The sequence below is a fragment of the Pandoraea iniqua genome (assembly GCF_902459685.1).
Taxonomy (GTDB): domain Bacteria; phylum Pseudomonadota; class Gammaproteobacteria; order Burkholderiales; family Burkholderiaceae; genus Pandoraea; species Pandoraea iniqua.
In genome coordinates, this window is sequence record NZ_CABPSF010000001.1 from 1 (window position 1) to 18,947 (window position 18,947).

15 protein-coding genes are annotated in these 18,947 nt (G+C 62.8%); all 15 read right to left on the minus strand.

The features are described 5' to 3' along the window. The coding region (locus tag PIN31009_RS00005; protein WP_150788923.1) for a methyl-accepting chemotaxis protein at positions 1–1,692 on the minus strand (1,692 nt) is incomplete at its 3' end. A gap of 62 nt (positions 1,693–1,754) precedes the next feature. Beyond that, positions 1,755–4,151: a methyl-accepting chemotaxis protein gene (locus PIN31009_RS28325; RefSeq protein WP_150788924.1), complete on the minus strand. Its 2,397-nt coding sequence runs from the start codon at positions 4,149–4,151 to the stop codon at positions 1,755–1,757. A gap of 165 nt (positions 4,152–4,316) precedes the next feature. Beyond that, a complete protein-coding gene (locus PIN31009_RS00015) occupies positions 4,317–4,832 on the minus strand; it encodes a chemotaxis protein CheW (RefSeq protein WP_058376573.1) in 516 nt (171 codons plus the stop codon). Positions 4,833–4,849: 17 nt separating this feature from the next. Beyond that, positions 4,850–7,063 carry a chemotaxis protein CheA gene (cheA, locus tag PIN31009_RS00020; RefSeq protein WP_150788925.1) on the minus strand — a complete coding sequence of 738 codons (2,214 nt, stop codon included), beginning with the start codon at positions 7,061–7,063 and terminating at the stop codon, positions 4,850–4,852. A gap of 48 nt (positions 7,064–7,111) precedes the next feature. Further along, positions 7,112–7,492, minus strand: coding sequence for a response regulator (locus PIN31009_RS00025; protein ID WP_150682537.1), 381 nt, complete (start codon positions 7,490–7,492; stop codon positions 7,112–7,114). 29 nt (positions 7,493–7,521) lie between these two features. Further along, entirely contained in the window at positions 7,522–8,529 is a 1,008-nt protein-coding gene (motB, locus tag PIN31009_RS00030; protein WP_150682538.1) for a flagellar motor protein MotB, read from the minus strand. A 12-nt stretch (positions 8,530–8,541) separates the two neighbouring features. Further along, on the minus strand, positions 8,542–9,402 hold the full coding sequence (motA, locus tag PIN31009_RS00035) for a flagellar motor stator protein MotA (RefSeq protein WP_058376576.1): 861 nt from the start codon (positions 9,400–9,402) through the stop codon (positions 8,542–8,544). Positions 9,403–9,519: 117 nt separating this feature from the next. Then, positions 9,520–10,134 carry a flagellar transcriptional regulator FlhC gene (flhC, locus tag PIN31009_RS00040; protein WP_150682539.1) on the minus strand — a complete coding sequence of 205 codons (615 nt, stop codon included), beginning with the start codon at positions 10,132–10,134 and terminating at the stop codon, positions 9,520–9,522. A 66-nt stretch (positions 10,135–10,200) separates the two neighbouring features. Continuing rightward, entirely contained in the window at positions 10,201–10,518 is a 318-nt protein-coding gene (flhD, locus tag PIN31009_RS00045; protein WP_023598340.1) for a flagellar transcriptional regulator FlhD, read from the minus strand. Between the two features lie 472 nt (positions 10,519–10,990). After that, positions 10,991–12,208, minus strand: a complete 1,218-nt coding sequence (locus tag PIN31009_RS00050) for a Bcr/CflA family multidrug efflux MFS transporter (RefSeq protein WP_150682540.1) — start codon at positions 12,206–12,208, stop codon at positions 10,991–10,993. A 192-nt stretch (positions 12,209–12,400) separates the two neighbouring features. Next, positions 12,401–14,119 (minus strand): AMP-binding protein, encoded by a 1,719-nt coding sequence (locus PIN31009_RS00055; RefSeq protein WP_150682541.1) that lies wholly within the window; start codon positions 14,117–14,119, stop codon positions 12,401–12,403. 264 nt (positions 14,120–14,383) lie between these two features. Then, entirely contained in the window at positions 14,384–14,803 is a 420-nt protein-coding gene (locus PIN31009_RS00060; protein ID WP_150682542.1) for a F0F1 ATP synthase subunit epsilon, read from the minus strand. 148 nt (positions 14,804–14,951) lie between these two features. Next, complete coding sequence (gene atpD, locus PIN31009_RS00065) at positions 14,952–16,343, minus strand: F0F1 ATP synthase subunit beta (protein WP_058376581.1); 1,392 nt, start codon at positions 16,341–16,343, stop codon at positions 14,952–14,954. A 61-nt stretch (positions 16,344–16,404) separates the two neighbouring features. After that, positions 16,405–17,292, minus strand: coding sequence for a F0F1 ATP synthase subunit gamma (gene atpG, locus PIN31009_RS00070; RefSeq protein ID WP_058376582.1), 888 nt, complete (start codon positions 17,290–17,292; stop codon positions 16,405–16,407). 88 nt (positions 17,293–17,380) lie between these two features. Then, the gene (gene atpA / locus PIN31009_RS00075) at positions 17,381–18,922 is read right to left on the minus strand and encodes a F0F1 ATP synthase subunit alpha (RefSeq protein WP_150682543.1); all 1,542 of its coding nucleotides are present in this window, start codon (positions 18,920–18,922) and stop codon (positions 17,381–17,383) included. Positions 18,923–18,947 lie beyond the last annotated feature (25 nt).

An 18,947-nucleotide genomic window follows, 5' to 3' on the forward strand; every position in this document is an offset into this window, starting at 1 on the left:
AGGCGCTGCGGCTTTCGGGGCGGCGGCCGGGGCCGGCGCTGCGGTCTTGCGAACCGGCGGGCGAGCTGCTGCACGCGGTGCGGGCGCTGCCGCCAGTGCCGGCACCGCATGCGCGGCGTGGCCAGCTTGAGCACCGGCTGCCTGACTCGCGTCCAGACGGAACACCGAGACGACCGACTTGAGGCGGTTGGCCTGCTCTTCGAGCGAACCGGCAGCGGCAGCGGCTTCTTCGACGAGTGCCGCGTTCTGCTGCGTGACTTCGTCCATCTGCGTCACGGCACGATTGACCTGCTCGATACCGCCCGACTGCTCGGCCGATGCGGCCGAAATCTCGCCCATGATGTCGGTCACGCGCTTGACCGCCTGCACGATCTCTTCCATCGTCTGACCGGCCTGCTCGACAAGTGCCGAACCGTCCTCGACCTTGTGGGCCGAATCTTCGATCAGTTCCTTGATTTCCTTCGCGGCTGCGGCGCTGCGCTGTGCCAGCGTGCGCACTTCGCCTGCGACCACCGCAAAACCACGACCCTGCTCGCCTGCGCGCGCGGCTTCCACGGCGGCGTTCAGCGCCAGAATGTTGGTCTGGAAAGCGATGCCGTCGATCACGCTGATGATGTCGACGATCTTGCTGGAGCTCGTCGAGATGCCCTGCATCGTGCCGACCACCTTGCCCACGACGTCACCACCGCGTGCCGCGATATCCGAGGCATTCACCGCAAGCTGGCTTGCCTGACGCGCGTTGTCGGCGTTCTGCTTGACGGTGGCAGTGAGCTGCTCCATCGACGAAGCGGTTTCTTCCAGCGAGGCGGCCTGTTGCTCCGTACGCGCCGACAGATCGGTGTTGCCTGCGGCGATCTGCTGCGCAGCGGACGTGATCGACTCGGTGCCCGAGCGCACTTCGGCGACGGTGCGCACGAGGCTGTCCTGCATGTGCTTCACGCCCTTGAACAGGCGGCCGGTTTCGGTGTCGTTCCACACGTCGATGCGTTGCGTGAGGTCGCCGCCGGCGATCTTTTCGAAGTGCTTGATGGCGTCGTCGATCGGGCCGACGATGGCGCGCGTGAGCGTGATCTGCGTAATCAGACCGACCACCAGACCCACAATCAGGCCGATGCCGACCATCCACATCACCAGCGTGTAGCGGTTTTGCGCCACGTCGTAGCGATCTTGCGCATTCTTGACCTGAAGGTCGGCCAGCGTCGTCATCGCCTTGGTGTAATCACCGAACAGGCGCGGCACATCCATGACCGTCTTGGCGTGGAAATCGGGAATGTCACCCGATTCGATTGCCTTGAGCGCCGGCAGAATGCCTTCGTTCACGACCTTGCTGCGGGCGGCAATGGCGGCGTCGGCCAGCGGCTTCTCGCCATCGCTCATGGGCAGCGCCGCGTAGGTTGCCCACGCATCGTCGGCCTTCTTGAGGTTGTTACGCACCCCGTCGATGGCTGTCTTGATTTCGCTCGGATCGGCGATGAACTCGATGCGTGCAAGGGTCACACGTGCGGAGAGCGTGGAGAGCGTGGTCTGCGCGAGGGCACGCGACGACGCCATGTCGTTGGTGTACATCTCCTGCAACGACGTGTTGCTTTGTCGCAGCGACAAGAGCCCCACAGCGGCGCCGACGACCAGCAACACCATGAAGAGTCCAAGCGCCAGCGTCAACCGCGCCCGGATGGTGACATTTTTAAACATAACGACCTCTACCCCGTGAATACCGGCTCACGCCGGCGTACCCATCCCAATCACCGAAACGTTCAAAACTCTTCCCAGTCGCCCGAGTCGCTCGCGCCACCGGCGGGTGCACCGCCGGGTGCCGCTTTGCCGCGACGCGCCGCCAGTTGCAAGACCTGTGCATCTTCTTGTGCATTCGTGGCCGCCGCCGGACCGGCAGCAGCGGCCGGAGCCGCCGTTTGCGGACGGCGCGTTACCGTGCGTGCCGCAGCGGCACCGGCGCTCGCGCGGGCGGTGGCTGCACCTGCGGCAGTTGCCGAGGCCTTCGTTGCGCTTGCTGCCGATGCTGCCTTGGCTGCGCTCGCGACGGGTTGAGCGGTACTCGCTGCCGTCGAATGACGAACGGTCTGGGCGCTGGCCGCGCGCGAGAGTGCCGCGCTGCGGGCATCGCCTGCCTTGAACGCATCGCCGACGCGGAACACCGACACGGCGTCGCGCAGGCGGTGCGCCTGTTCTTCCAGCGAGCCCGCCGCAGCGGCCGCTTCTTCGACCAGCGCCGCGTTCTGCTGCGTGACCTCGTCCATCTGCGACACGGCGCGGTTGACCTGCTCGATGCCGCCCGACTGTTCGGCGGAGGCCGCCGAAATCTCGCCCATGATGTCGGTCACGCGCTGCACGGCCTGCACGATTTCATCCATCGTCTTGCCGGCCTGCGACACCAGTGCCGAACCGTTCTCGACGCGTCCCACCGAGTCTTCGATGAGCACCTTGATTTCTTTCGCGGCCGACGCGCTGCGCTGCGCCAGCGTGCGGACTTCGCCCGCGACCACGGCGAAACCGCGGCCTTGCTCGCCCGCGCGCGCCGCTTCCACGGCCGCGTTCAGCGCGAGAATGTTGGTCTGGAAGGCAATGCCTTCGATGACGCTGATGATGTCGACGATCTTGTGCGAGCTCGACGAGATGCCCTGCATGGTGTCGACCACGTTGCCGACCACCTGACCGCCGCGTGCTGCAATCTCCGACGCGTTGACGGCCAGCGCGCTCGCCTGTTTGGCGTTGTCCGCGTTCTGCTTGACCGTGGCCGTGAGCTGCTCCATCGACGACGCCGTCTGCTCCAGCGACGCGGCCTGTTGCTCGGTGCGCGCCGACAGATCGGTGTTGCCCGCTGCGATTTCGCGCGACGCCACGTTGATCGACTCGATGCCCTCGCGCACGTCGGAGACGATCGACAGCAGGCTGTTCTTCATCACCGTCAGGCCGAACAGCAGTTGGCCGACTTCGTCGCGTCCGGTGCCTTCGGCCTTGCCGGTCAGGTCGCCCGCCGCAATCTGCTTGGACATCGACAGCGCCACGCGCAGCGGATGGTTGATCGCACGGCGCAAGATGCTGCCGAGCACGAACAACACGATGATGCCGCCGATGACGGCCACTGCCGTGAGCGAGCGCACGATGGTGTGCTCGCGCTGGCCCTGTTGATACAAGTCGGTGGCCTGCGTGAGTTCCAGCCGCGTGAGCACGTTGAGCTCATCGCGCATCGGACCGTACGCCGGCTTCACCTTCTCGAGATACGTTTGCTGTGCGCCTTCCGCCGAACCTGCCTTGAGCATTTCGACGGTCTGTTGCAGGCCATCGGTCGTAAAACGCTGGCGAATCACGTTGAAGCGCTCGGCCTGTGCCTGCGTGGCCGGATCGACCGCCTTCATGTAGTTCGCCCACTCGCGATTGATGTCGTCGAGGCTGGCGGCAATCTCGTCGCCCGCACGCTTCATCGCGTCGAGATTCGGGTTGCCGATGGCTTCCGCCACGAGCAAAACGTCGCGGTCGAGCTTCTGGCCGATGGTGCCCAGCGTACCCACCGGCACCATGCCGTTTTGGTACACCTGAAGCAGTTTGGCGTTGCTGCTCGACATGCCCCACAGGCCCAGCCCGCCCACCACGGCGAGCAGCAGCGCGCCGAGCACGATGATGCCGGTCAGGCGCGCACGCAGCGTGTCGATGCGGATCTTGCGCACGAGTGCAGCAATGCCGCCACGTTCGACCATGCCACCGCGAATGCGCAGATTGCCGGCCTGACCGTTGCGAAAGCGTGCGTAGATGGTTTCGGCCTGCTCGGTCGCCCCGGCAGCCGGACGCACGCGCACGGAGGTGTAGCCGACCACGGCGTCGTTCTCGAGCGTCGGCGTGACGGTCGCCAGCACCCAGTAGAAGTCGCCGTTCTTGCGGCGGTTCTTCACGAGCCCCGTCCACGTATCGCCGCGCTTGATCGTGTCCCACAGGTCGCCGAACGCTTCGGACGGCATGTCGGGATGGCGCACGATGTTGTGCGGCGCGCCCAGCAGTTCGTCACGCGAATAGCCACTCACCTCCACGAAGGCGGGATTGGCATACGTGATCCGCCCCTTCAGATCCGTTCGCGAGATCAGGTACTGATGCTCGCCGATGACGAATTCGTTTTGGGTGACGGGCTGGTTATCGCGCACGTGCTCGGTCTCCGTGGTCTTCGGGTGAGTGGGTTATGTCTGTGGGTAACGCTGCGGGTGTCTCTGCCCGTCTGTTTCCGTCTATTTCGATCTATCTGCTGCTGTCGGCACGGCATCCCCGGACGCCGCGCCATCGAGCTGCGTCTTTGTCCGCCTTAATTCGTCTCAGCTCGCCAGACGCTCGATCAGCGCCATGTCGTCGCTGGTCATGAGCTTCTCGATGTCCATCAGGATCAGCATGCGGCCTTCGACCGTGCCCAGCCCCGTGATGTACTCGGTGGCCAGTTGTGCGCCGAATTCCGGTGCCGGCTTGATTTCGCCGCGCGCGAGCGTAAGCACGTCGGACACGCCGTCAACGACCATGCCGACCACACGGCCGGCCACGTTCAGAATGATCACGACCGTCTGCGTGTCGTACTCGACGCGGCCGAGGCGGAATTTGATACGCATGTCCACGATCGGCACGATGATGCCGCGCAGGTTGATCACGCCCTTGATGAAGTCGGGCGCGTTGGCGATGCGCGTGACGGCGTCGTAGCCGCGAATTTCCTGCACCTTCAGGATGTCGATGCCGTATTCCTCTTCACCGAGCGTGAAGACCAGAAATTCCTGGCCGTCGCCCTCGGTCTGCATGGCGCCGCCCTGGCGCGACATGGCATGCTCTTGCGAAAGCTTTTCCATCTGACGACTCTCCGACTTCAGTTGAAGATGGTGGCCGATGCCGAGCGCTGGCCGCGCTGAAGCGCCGCCACGTCCACGATCAGGGCCACACTGCCGTCACCCATGATGGTGGCGGCAGAAATACCGTGAATACGGCGGTAATTGGTTTCGAGGTTCTTCACCACGACCTGCTGCTGACCCACCAGCTCGTCGACGAGCAGCGCAAAGCGCCGGCCTTCGGCTTGCAGGATCACGATGATGCCCTGCGTGGGATCCCCACGTGCCTCGGGCACGTCGAACGCACGGTACAGCTCCACCAGCGGCAGATACTCGCCGCGCACCAGTACGACCTGCCCTTCGCCGGTCACGGCGCGAATGTCGTCGCGGCGCGGTTGCAGCGACTCCATCACGAAGTTCAGCGGCAGGATGAAGATCTCCGTGCCGACCTTGACGGACATGCCGTCGAGGATTGCCAGCGTCAGCGGCAGCACGATGCGGATGGTGGTGCCCTTGCCGCGCGTGGACAGAATCTCCACGTGGCCGCCCATCTGCTGGATGTTTCGCTTGACGACGTCCATGCCCACACCACGGCCCGACACGTCGGTCACGGCTTCGGCCGTCGAGAAACCCGGCGCGAAAATCAGCTGCCAGACTTCCTCGTCCGCCATCGAGTCGGACACGTTCATGCCTTGCTGCTGCGCCTTGGCGAGAATCTTCTCGCGGCGCAGGCCGGCACCGTCGTCGCTCACTTCGATCACGATATTGCCGCCCTGATGCGCGGCGGACAGCACGAGCTGGCCCACGGGGTCTTTGCCCGAGGCGAGACGCGCCTCCGAGGTTTCGATACCGTGGTCGAGACTGTTACGCACCAAGTGCGTGAGCGGATCGATGATGCGCTCGATCAGGCTCTTGTCGAGCTCGGTCGCCTGACCGAACGTGACCAGTTCGATCTGCTTGCCGAGCTTGGTCGCGAGATCGCGCACCAGACGCGGGAAACGCGAGAACACGTAGTCCATCGGCATCATGCGAATGGACATGACCGCTTCTTGCAGGTCGCGCGCGTTGCGCTCCAACTGGCCCATGCCGTTGAAGAGACGGTCGTGCAGCATCGGGTCGAGGCTGCTGGCCGTCTGCGCAAGCATGGCCTGCGTGATCACCAGTTCGCCCACCAGATTGATGAGCTGGTCGACCTTTTCCACGCCCACGCGAATGGAGCTGTTCTCGTGGCCGGCAGCGCCGCCGGCGGCCGGGGCCGCTGCGCGCTTTTCCGGCGGATGCGTGCCGTTACCGCCATTTCCACCACTGCCGCCCGCGTGGGCGACGGGGGCCGGCGGCACCACGATCTGCTCGGGCGCAGCCACGGGGGCCGGCACTTCGATCTGGGCGGGGGCTGCCTGAGCGGCGGAAGCGGCGGGAGCGGCGGCGATCGGTTCGAAGATCTCGACGGCGGGCTGCGCGACCGGGGCCGCAGCAGCAGGGGCAACTGGCGCGGCGGGCGTCGCCGCTGCGAGCGCTGCGGCGGCGGCCGCATCCTGCACGTCGATCTGCGACGGCTCGATCACGAAGCAGCACACGGCGAGAATGTCGTCGGCGCCGCAGGTGGTGTCGAGCCACAGATGCAATGCGTTGTCGACCGACTGGCGGCCGGCCACGTGACCGAGGTTGCCAAGTTCTTCTGCAAGCAGGGTCTGGTCTTTTTCGCTCACGCCCGTGAGCGTGACCTTGAGGCGAGTCTGGCCCGGTGCGACCGGGCTGGTGGGTGCGCCACTCGCGTCGGTCGTGGCTTCGGGCGCGACTGGCGCGGGCGCCGCAGCTGCGGGCGCCGGTGCAGCAGGCGAAGTCGGCGCGGCCGACGGTGCCTCGCCGCTTTCTTCGGCAGCCAAGCGTTGGAGCACCGCGCAGATGCGCGTCATCGCCTCGACATCGGGTTCACTGGAGGCGCGGTAGGCATTCAACTGTTGATGCAACACGTCTTTGGTTTCCAGGAAGGTGTCGACCATCTCGGTGCGCAACTGCAACTCGCCGCGACGCGCGCGGTCGAGCAGGTTTTCCAGCAGGTGAGTGGTCTCGGTGAGCGCGGTGAAGCCGAACGTCGCGGCCCCGCCCTTGATCGAGTGTGCGGCGCGAAAAATCGCGTTGAGCTGCTCGTTATCCGGAGCGCTCACGTCGAGCGCCAGCAGCAGGTGCTCCATCTCTGCGAGCAACTCTTCCGCTTCATCGAAAAAGGTCTGGTAGAACTGGGTGATATCCACCGGTTTCCTCGTCCTAACTTGGTTGTGCCGTCGACGCCATCAACATCGTCATGCGCCCGCGCCGACAAGCGAGCCCACCACGTCGACCAGTGCCTCGGGGTCGACCGGCTTGATCAGCCAGCCGCTTGCCCCCGCTTCACGGGCCGCCGTCTTATACGCGCCGTCAACTTCTGTGGTGAGCACCAGAATCGGCGTTTGTGCGAACGCATCGAGGTCCCGCAGGGCACGAATCAGCGACAGCCCGTCCATGCCGGGCATGTGCTGGTCGGTCAGCACCAGATCGAAATTCGCATTCGATGCCAGTGCCAGTGCCTCCTGTCCGTCGCGCGCCGTCGTCACGGCATAGCCGGCTTCGTCGAGCGTGGCCGCCAGAATCTGACGCATTGACGCGGAGTCGTCGACCGCGAGAATCGTATTGCGTGCCTGCATGGCCTCCATGCGTCTCCTCTTCTTATCGGTTATCTCGCCGCTGCACCGTTTTCACCCGGCGCAGCAGGCGCTGCGGGGGGTGACGGTGGCGACGGTACGCCCGGCGGCAACACGCCACTGATGGCAGCGTTGACGGCGTCGGCGCCCGAACCTCGGGCGTTCGTCGCATCGATCGTCGGCTGGTCGCCCTCGTGCTTCACAGAAGCCTCGGCACGGCGATTGAGCACGATGATGCTGATGCGTCGGTTAATCGGGTTGTAAGCGTCATCGCGATCGAGCGGCACGGTCGAGGCCAGCCCCACCACGCGCAGGACCTTATCGCCATCGAGGCCGCCCGCGATCAACTCGCGACGCGAAGCGTTCGCGCGATCGGCCGACAGCTCCCAGTTGCTATAGCTCTTGTCGCCCTGCGCATACGCCGTCGCATCGGTGTGACCCGACAGGCTGATGCGATTGGGCACGTCGTTGAGCGACTTGCCGATCTCGCGCAGGATGTCGCGCATATACGGTTGCACCTGCGCGCTCGCGTTGGCGAACATCGGCCGGTTCTGATCGTCGACGATCTGAATGCGCAGGCCTTCGGTCGTCACGTCGATCAGCAACTGTTTGCGGAATTGCCTGAGCGTCGGATTATTCTCGATCGCCTTCTCGATCCGCGCCTTGAGTTCGCGCAAACGCTGTGCATCGGCGCGCTCGGCCAGCTCGGCCGTCGTGGCCTGACGCGAGCGCACCTGATCGCCACGCGACTTCTGGCCGTCGGTACGCGTCGTGTCGGTACCGCCACCGGGAATCACACCGCTGTTGTCCGCCGCATTACGCCCGCCCGTGAGCGCGACCTTGAGCGGCGTGCGAAAGTATTCGGCAATGCCCGTCAGTTCCTTGCTGCTCACGGAACTGAGCAGCCACATCAGCAGGAAGAACGCCATCATGGCCGTCATGAAGTCGGCGTAGGCAATCTTCCACGCACCGCCGTGATGGCCGTGCCCGCCGGCTTTGCGGCGCTTGACGATAATGGGCCGCTCGTCTTTCTCGCTCATTGCTGCCGTCCGTCAACGTGCCTTGACCTGGCGCACGTGCTCTTCGAGCTCGGCGAACGACGGCCGCACCGTGGAGTACAGCACCTTGCGGCCAAACTCCACCGACAGGGCCGGGGCGTAGCCATTCAGGCTCGCCAGCAGCGTGACCTTGATGCACTCGTAAAGCTTGACCGACTCGTTGATGCGGTGTTCGATCAGTTGGGCGAGCGGCGAAATAAAGCCGTATGCCAGCAAAATGCCGAGGAACGTCCCCACGAGTGCCTGCGCGATCAGCGCACCCAGCACGGCCGGCGGCTGGTCGGCGGAAGCCATCGTGTGCACCACGCCCATCACGGCCGCCACAATACCGAAGGCCGGCATCGCATCGCCGGTCTTTTGCAGACAGTGGGCCGGTACCTCGCCTTCGTGGCGGTACGTTTCGATTTCGTGATCCATCAGGTTCTCGATCTCGAACGCGTTCATGTTGCCGCTGACCATCAGGCGCAGATAGTCGGTCAGGAATTCCATGATGCGCGGCTCGTTCAGAATGCGCGGGTATTGCGAGAACACCGGGCTCGACGCCGGGTCTTCCACGTCGCCTTCGATGGCGAGCATGCCGTCCTTACGTGCCTTGGCGAGCAGCACGTAGAGCAGCGCCATCAGCTCCATGTACAGCTCTTTGGTGTATTTCGAGCCCTTGAACAGCATCGGCAGCGCCTTCATCGTCGCCTTGATCGCCTTGCTGTTGTTGCCCACCACAAACGAGCCGACGCCCGCGCCACCGATGATCAGCAGCTCGGTCGGCTGAAACAGCGCGCCCAAGTGACCTCCGCCGATGACGAAACCGCCAAAGACCGAGGCAAGAACGATGATGTAACCAATGACGACAAGCACTGCCGGATACCTCTCGCAAAAATACGTCTACGGAAAAATGTCCTTCCTGTTCAGAGGGCTTAACGGCAGACAAGCAGGGAAACTGTAGGGGATGCGTCCTCGTGACGAATGTGCCGCTCAGGCAGCCAACGGCGAAATGTCCGTACCGCCGGGGCCGGGCACGCCCACCGGGGCTTCGGCCACTACCGGCGCCAGATCGGCGGCGTGCGCATGTTTTGCTTTCCGCGTCTTACCGGCGCGCGACGGCGGCGCGCACAGACCGCAGACGTACTGGCCGTGAGGCTCGTGCGCGTGCGTGACGAAATGGCCGCCGCAACGCGTGCACGGCGTCATTTGCAACATCTTGCTGTCGAAGAAACGGACCAGCGTCCATGCGCGGGTGAACCCGAGCACAGCTTCCCAGCCATGCAGTTCGACGTGCTCCAGGTACAGACGGTAGGCCTTGACGATGGCCTCGATGCCCTGGCATCCGCCGTGATGCACGAGATGGCGATAGATGTTGTGGAAAAGCGACGAGTGGATGTTCGGCAGCCAGGTCACGAACCAATCGGTCGAGAACGGCAGCATGCCCTTGGGCGGCGAAGCACCCTTGAGCTCTTTGTAGAGTTTGATGAGGCGATCCCGACTGAGGCTCGTTTCCGCTTCCAGCAACTGGAGGCGGGCGCCGAGTTCGATCAGTTCGATGGCCAACTGGATCTCGCGGGCCTCGAGAACGACGCTTTTGGTACGCATATGCAGGCTTCCTGGCAGGTGACGCGGCGCGCTACCCCCGGGTAGCGCGCGAATTACATCGCGTACTTAGCCGATCTGCTCGACGGGTTGCCCCGCGAGCAGAATCGATGCGTGCGACTGCTGCATACCCACGTCTTTCGCTCCGTGCGTAAGGCTTGAGAGGATCACGTGGTCGTCAAAGCGAAATCGGCACAGAAGCTGGTTCGACCCCGCGAATTTGACGAGTTGAGCCAAGGTGAGACTGCCGAGCACGTCGGCAAGTTGGTCGCTGATGCCAAGGCGGAACATCGCCGCGGCACGGTCCTCGCGAATCAGGCGCTGAGCCAGTACGAGGTAGGAGAGATTCAACTCACGAATCTCATTCAGTGTTTCGCTGTTTCGCATGCGGCCCCCCGGCGCAATGGATGATCTTGCGGTACTACTCCGTTTTCCCTCGCATTGTGGATAAAGGCGAAAGATAAAGAAATCGGAGAAAAACTACATAGAAGGGCAAGAAAAGCGGAAGTTTTTTGTAGGAGTTTTTCCTACATGCGGGGCGCGAGCGGCCCCTGCGATGCATTCGGGGGGAATGATCGGTGTGAAAAGACGGTGGCTTCACGCAAATGTCACGAAGCTGCGCTCTACTACTCGTCTGTATTTCGGCCGTTTTGCGCCGAACTTTAGCCGTCTTTGCAAAAAGATTTGGGGGGCTTTTGCGAAGTGGCTGGATCGTACTTTGCCGACCCGTTCGACGCCGGAACAGTGCAATTACAAAGTGTTACAGATGTAGTGACCTGCGCCGAATCTCAGGTTTGGAAGAAAACTTCGGGCAAAGTTCCCCAAATACGCCGACATTCGGACGCGAGACCGGCGCCGCCTACACGTTTTCCGGTGCGGGCGGCAGCGCCGCCGGCGGGCCGGCGCGGCGAATCAGCAGCGTGTGCAGGCACCACGACAGTACGCCGCACACGGCAATCACGGCCGCCATGGGCACCGCCGAGCGCGCGTGCAACATCCCCACCGCTGCGCCTGCGCTGGCGGCCGCGAGAAATTGCAAAGCACCGAGCAGTGCTGAGGCCGCGCCTGCCCGCTGGTGCTGGCGATTGAGGGCTTCGGCCACGGCGTTCGGCTGCGAAAAACCCAGACTCGCCACGTACGCGAAGAGCGGCACCATCAATCCGGGCAGGCCGCCGAGCTGCAAACTCGCCACCACCAACAGCACCAGCCCGAGAATCGCGACCAGATTGTTGGTACGGCGCAACACATCGGCCGGCCGGCGTTTGCGCAGCAAGTGCGCGTTGACCTGCGAGCCGAAGATGATGCCGCAGGCGTTCAGGCCGAACAACCAGCCGTAGTGCGCCGGGTCCACGCCGTACAGGTTGATGAAAACGAACGGCGAGCCGGTGATGTACGCGAACATGCCGGCCTGCGCCACACCACCGGCCAGCGCGTTGCCCATGAACTCGCGATCACGGATCAGCGCGCCGTAGTTGTGCCACGCGGTTGCCAGCCAGTGGCGTGCCTGCTTGGCGGCGTGCCGCGTCTCGGGCAGCCAGTAGACGGCCATCGCGAAGCAGATGACGCCGAACACCGTCAGGCCCCAGAAGATCCAGCGCCAGCCGACAAACATCAGCACCTGACCGCCGACGAGCGGCGCGAGAATCGGCGCGGCGCCCATGATCAGCGTCATGCGCGAGAGCACGCGGGCCACGGTATTCGTATCGAACAGGTCGCGCGCCATCGCCCGGGCGATCACAAAGCAGGCGCAGCCGCCCACTGCCTGAATGAAGCGGCAGACGATCAGCGTTTCGATGTTGGGGGCGAGTGCGCAGCCGGCCGACGCGATGGTGTAGAGCGCGAGCCCGGCGTAAAGCGGGCGCTTGCGGCCGAAGCGATCGGCCAGCGGGCCGTGCAGCAATTGTCCGAGGCCCAGCCCGATGAAGAACGAAGCCAGCGTGAATTGCGCTGCCGCATCCGTCGTATTCAGTTCCCGCGCGATGCTCGGCAGCGCCGGCAGATACATGTCGATCGACAACGAGCCGATGGCAGACAGAATGCCGAGAACAAACACCGAGCGGAAATAGTGGGCTGACATGGCCGGGGCACCTAGGGTAATCCCGAATCATACGGCATTGTCCGTGTGCCCGTCGGCAGGGCGACACGCGGATAACGCCAGATAGGCAAATGCCCGCCTTGCGAGCGGGCATTTGCTGCGGGGAGTTCCATCGTTCCGTGTCCGCCGATCAGAGAGGAAATAGATCGGCTGACATCGATTGAAACGCGCAGATCAGGCCGTCTTTTCCTCGCTCAATCCCAGAGATTCGACCATCTGCTCGCGCATGATGAATTTCTGCACTTTGCCGGTGACCGTCATGGGCATGTCGTCGACGAAGCGGATATAGCGCGGCACTTTGTAGTGGGCGATCTGATCCTTGCAGAACTCACGGATGTCGTCTTCCGTCGCGCTCTGGCCCGGCTTCAGCACAATCCATGCGCAGACCTCTTCGCCGTACTTCGCGTCGGGGACCCCGAACACCTGCACCGCCTGAATCTTCGGATGGCGGAACAGGAACTCCTCGATCTCGCGCGGGTAAATGTTTTCGCCGCCACGGATGAGCATGTCTTTCACACGGCCGACGATGTTGCAGTAGCCGTCTTCATCGATGGTGGCGAGGTCGCCCGTGTGCATCCAGCCATCGCGAATCGCCTCGCGCGTGCGCGGCTCATCGTCCCAGTAGCCCTGCATCACGGAGTAGCCCTTCGTGCACAGCTCGCCCTTCTCGCCCACCGGTACGATCTCGCCTGCCGCGTCGACCAGCTTCACTTCAAGGTGCGGCTGAACCCGGCCGACCGTGCTCGTGCGCTTTTCGAGCGGATCGGTGGTCGTGGTCTGGAACGACACCGGGCTCGTCTCCGTCATGCCATAGGCGATGGTCACTTCGCTCATGTGCATCTGGCTGATCACGCGCTTCATCGTCTCGATCGGGCACGGCGAGCCGGCCATGATGCCGGTGCGCAGCGAATCGAAGTGATAGTTGCCGAAGTCCGGATGGTCGAGCTGTGCAATGAACATCGTCGGCACACCATGCAGCGCCGTGCAGCTCTCTTCCGACACCGCGGCCATGGTGGCCTTCGGGTCGAACGCCTCGCCCGGGAAGACCATCGTCGCGCCCGTCGACACACACGCCAGCACTGCGAGCACCATGCCGAAGCAGTGATAGAACGGCACCGGGATGCACAGGCTGTCGTGCTCCGTGAACTTCATCGCCATCGCGATGAACCGCCCGTTGTTGACGATGTTGTGATGCGTTAGCGTCGCACCTTTCGGGCTGCCGGTGGTGCCGCTCGTGAACTGAACGTTGATCGCTTCGTGACAATCGAGACTGTCGGAAATACTGCGCAGCGTGTCGAGGCTGGCGTCGGCACCGAGGGTCACGACGTCGCTGAAATTCATCATCCCCGGCGTGATGCCGGTGCCCATGCGGATGATCGTGGTGAGCGTGGGCAGCTTCGCCGACTTCAGCAGGCCCGGTTCGCTCTGTGCGAGCTCGGGCGCGAGCGTGTTCAGCATGTCGAGATAGCGCGACGTCTTGAACGACTCGGCGGCCACCAGCGCCTTGCAGCCGACCTTGTTGATCGCGTACTCCAGCTCGGCGAGGCGGTAGGCCGGGTTGATGTTCACCAGCACCAGCCCCACGCGTGCGGTCGCGAATTGCGTAACGAGCCATTCGACGCGATTCGGCGACCAGATGCCGACCCGGTCGCCCTTCTTCAGTCCCAATGCCAGCAAACCCGCGGCGAACGTGTCGACGTGCGCGATGAATTCGCGCCACGTCCAATCCACGCCCTGCTCGCGAAACACCACCGCCTGACGCTCAGGAAACGTCGAGGCCGTCTCGGCCAGCAGACCAAACACCGTGAGCGACGACAACGGCACCGTCGTGTCGCCCTTCACATACGACAACCCATTACGTGGGACTACGCCTGCACCTTCCCGGCTTTCCATGCTTTTGTCTCCTGATACTGAAGCAATGCTGAAATGGCGAAATGCTGTCGTGCCCGACGCCGCTATCGGCTGGTCTTTACAACAATAGCGCGTCACGCTGCGTTGACGTTTACGTTAACGTAATTCACGTAACGTAACGAGTGGGGATGGCCCTGAGAGAGTGCGGTGACCGGAAAAAACAAAAGCTCCACGCACTTTCATGCATGGAGCTTTCTGCATCGATCGCAACACCGGCATTGCGGCCGGGACTACGACAATGCCAATTTACAGCTTTGCCTTGCGCAGCTTGCTGATCGCAGCGAGTTGGGCGATAGCTTCGGCCAGCTCGGCCTGGGCTTTCGCGTACTCGATGTTCGAATCCTTGTTCGCAAGCGCTTCTTCCGCGCGACGCTTGGCTTCGGCAGCTTTTGCCTCGTCCAGGTCTTTGCCGCGGATAGCGGTGTCGGCGAGCACGGTCACCGTGCCCGGTTGCACTTCGAGAATGCCGCCGGCCACGAAGACGAAATCTTCGTTACCTGCTTCGTCCTCGATGCGCACGGCACCCGGCTTGATGCGCGTGATCAGCGGCGTGTGACCGGGCAAAATGCCCAGTTCGCCGGCTTCGCCCGGCAGCGCCACAAAGCGCGCCCGACCCGAGAAGATCTGCTCTTCTGCGCTGACGACGTCTACGTGAATGGTTGCCATAATCGCTCCCGTTGAGTGTGATGAAGCGGCAGGAGTACCGAGCGCGGTCGTTACCGCCCTCGCCCCGCTACCCCGCCGTTCGACAGTCACCTGCCGGTGCAGCGCAAGTCTCGCGAGAGACCTCCGCCGTCACCCGGCACTCAACCGTTTACTGCATCTTCTTGGCTTTTTCGAACGCTTCGTCGATCGTGCCGACCATGTAGAACGCCTGCTCAGGCAGGTGGTCGCATTCGCCGTCGACGATCATCTTGAAGCCGCGGATCGTTTCCTTGAGCGGAACGTACTTGCCCGGCGAACCCGTGAACACTTCTGCCACGTGGAACGGCTGCGACAGGAAACGCTGGATCTTACGAGCGCGCGCCACTGCCAGCTTGTCGTCCGGCGACAGTTCGTCCATGCCCAGAATCGCGATAATGTCGCGCAATTCCTTGTAGCGCTGGAGCGTCGACTGCACACGACGGGTGACCGTGTAGTGCTCTTCGCCAATCACGTTCGGGTCGATCTGACGCGAGGTCGAGTCGAGCGGATCGACGGCCGGGTAGATACCCAGCGAGGCGATGTCACGCGACAGCACGACGGTGGCGTCCAAGTGGCCGAAGGTGGTTGCCGGCGACGGGTCGGTCAAGTCATCGGCAGGCACGTAGACGGCTTGCACCGACGTGATCGAGCCCTTCTTGGTCGACGTAATACGCTCTTGCAGCTTACCCATTTCTTCAGCCAGCGTCGGCTGATAGCCCACTGCCGACGGCATACGGCCGAGCAGTGCGGACACTTCGGTACCGGCCAGCGTGAAACGGTAGATGTTGTCCACGAAGAACAGCACGTCGAGACCTTCGTCACGGAAGTGCTCAGCCATCGTCAGACCGGTCAGCGCGACGCGCAGACGGTTGCCCGGCGGCTCGTTCATCTGGCCGTACACCAGCGCGACCTTGTCCAGAACGTTCGAGTCCTTCATTTCGTGGTAGAAGTCGTTCCCTTCACGGGTACGCTCGCCCACACCGGCAAACACCGAATAACCGCCGTGTTCCTTGGCGATGTTATTGATGAGTTCCATCATGTTCACGGTCTTGCCCACACCGGCGCCACCGAACAGACCCACCTTGCCGCCCTTGGCGAACGGGCAGATCAAATCGATAACCTTGATGCCGGTTTCGAGCAGTTCCGTCGACGGCGACAGCTCGTCGAATGCCGGAGCCTTCTGGTGGATCGAGCGCGTGTGATCGCGTGCAATCGGACCGGCTTCGTCGATCGGACGGCCAAGCACGTCCATGATGCGACCCAGCGTCGGCTTACCGACCGGCACAGTGATCGGCAGACCGCTGTTCTTCACCATCATGCCGCGGCGCAGGCCTTCGGCAGAACCCAGACAGATGGTACGAACCACGCCGTCGCCCAGCTGCTGCTGAACTTCGAGCGTCAGTTCCGAACCGTCCATAATGAGCGCGTCGTAGATCTTCGGCATGCTATCGCGCGGGAACTCCACGTCGATCACGGCGCCGATGCACTGTACGATTTTGCCTTCAATCAAAGCAGTACTCATCGCTTTTCCTTTAGATACTCAAATTCATTTCGCCTTGCGGCGCATCGGCCCGTGCCACCGCTTAAACAGCGGCAGCGCCACCCACGATTTCGGACAGTTCCTTCGTAATCGATGCTTGACGGCCCTTGTTGTAGACCATCTGCAATTCACCGATCACGGTCTTCGCGTTGTCCGATGCGGCCTTCATGGCCACCATACGGGCGGACTGCTCCGACGCCATGTTCTCTGCGACTGCCTGATACACGACCGCTTCGACGTAACGCACCAGCAGGGCATCCACCACCGACTTTGCGTCCGGTTCGTAGATGTAGTCCCACGAATGCGTTGCCGGCACTGCGCTCGCGTCTTCCGATTGGCCTTCAAACTTCTCGGGCAGCGGCAGCAGTTGTTCGACCACGGTTTCCTGCTTCATCGTGTTGACGAAGCGGTTGTAGGCCAGATACACGGCATCGAGCTTGCCTTCGGCATACGCGTCGAGCTGCACCTTCACGGCGCCGATCAACTTGTCGAGGTGCGGGGTGTCGCCCAGTTGCACCACGTGCGAGACCACCTTCGCGCCGATACGGTTCAGGAAACCGAAGCCCTTGCCGCCAATGGCGGTGGCTTCAATCTTCAGACCTTGCGCTTCGATCGCCTTCAGCTTGGTCACCACGGCACGCAGCACGTTGGTGTTCAAGCCGCCGCACAGACCCTTGTCCGTCGTCACCACGATGATGCCGGCCGCTTTCGCGTCGGCATGCTTCACCATGAACGGGTGGTGGTATTCCGGATTCGCCTGGCCCATATGCGCAGCGATCTGGCGTACCTTCTCAGCGTACGGCCGGGCATGGCGCATGCGTTCCTGCGCCTTGCGCATCTTCGACGCGGCCACCATTTCCATGGCCTTGGTGATCTTGCGCGTGTTTTGCACGCTCTTGATCTTGCCGCGAATTTCCTTCATTCCAGCCATTGCTTACTCCTTGTCTCGGCGCGACGTTCGTTCTTGCCTGAACATCGCGCCTTCCCGGGTCCGTTGAATAGTTACCGATTCAACCGGATTAGTAAGCGCCGGTCTTCTTGAAGTCCTTGAGCGCAGCGTGCAGGGCAGCTTCGTCGTCCTTCGAGAGATCTTTGGTCTCTTCGATACGGCCGATCAGCGCAGCGTGGCTGGTCTTCAGAACTTCGCGCAGACCCTTTTCGAACGGCAGGACCTGAGCGATTTCGAGATCGTCCAGATAACCGTTGTTGGCGGCGAACAGCGACACGGCCAGTTCCCACACTTGCAGCGGCTGATACTGCGGCTGCTTGAGCAGTTCCGTCACGCGGCGGCCGCGCTCGAGTTGCTTGCGGGTGGCCTCGTCCAGGTCCGAAGCGAACTGCGCGAACGCAGCCAGCTCACGGTACTGAGCCAAGTCGGTACGGATACCGCCCGACAGCTTCTTGATGACCTTGGTCTGGGCAGCACCACCGACGCGCGACACCGAAATACCGGCGTTAATTGCCGGACGGATACCTGCGTTGAAGAGGTCGGTTTCCAGGAAGATCTGGCCGTCGGTAATCGAAATCACGTTCGTCGGAACGAACGCGGTCACGTCACCGGCTTGCGTTTCAATGATCGGCAGTGCGGTCAGCGAGCCGCTTTGGCCCTTGATCGCGCCGTTCGTGAACTTCTCGACGTACTCTTCCGAGACGCGAGCGGCACGCTCGAGCAGACGCGAGTGCAGATAGAACACGTCACCCGGGTAAGCTTCACGGCCCGGCGGGCGGCGCAGCAGCAGCGAGATCTGACGGTACGCCCAAGCTTGCTTGGTCAAGTCGTCATAAATGATCAGCGCGTCTTCGCCGCGGTCGCGGAAGTATTCGCCCATCGTGCAACCGGCGTACGGTGCGATGAACTGCATGGCGGCCGAGTCCGAAGCGGTAGCGGTCACGATGATGGTGTATTCCATCGCGCCCATTTCTTCGAGCTTGCGCACCACGTTCATGATCGACGAAGCCTTCTGGCCGATCGCGACGTAGACGCAGGTCACGCCCTTGCCCTTTTGCGAAATGATCGTGTCGATGGCCACAGCGGTCTTACCCGTCTGACGGTCACCAATGATCAGCTCGCGCTGGCCACGGCCGATCGGCACCATGGCGTCGATAGCCTTGGTACCCGTTTGCAGCGGCTGCGACACCGACTTACGCCAAATCACGCCCGGGGCAATCTTTTCGATTGCGTCGGTCATCTTGGCGTTGATCGGGCCCTTGCCGTCGATAGGCACGCCCAGCGCGTCAACGACGCGGCCTTTCAGTTCCGGACCGACCGGCACTTCCAGAATGCGGCCCGTGCACTTGACGGTGTCGCCTTCCGAGATGTGCTCGTATTCACCCAGAATCACGGCGCCGACAGAGTCGCGCTCGAGGTTCAGTGCCAGACCGAAGGTGTTGCCCGGAAATTCGAGCATTTCACCTTGCATCACGTCCGACAGGCCATGAATGCGGCAGATACCGTCAGTCACCGAAATCACGGTGCCTTCGTTACGGACTTCGGCGCCGCTCTCGAGACCTTGAATCCGGCTCTTGATCAGTTCGCTGATTTCAGAGGGATTGAGTTGCATATGTGCTCCTGATATTCAATTCTTG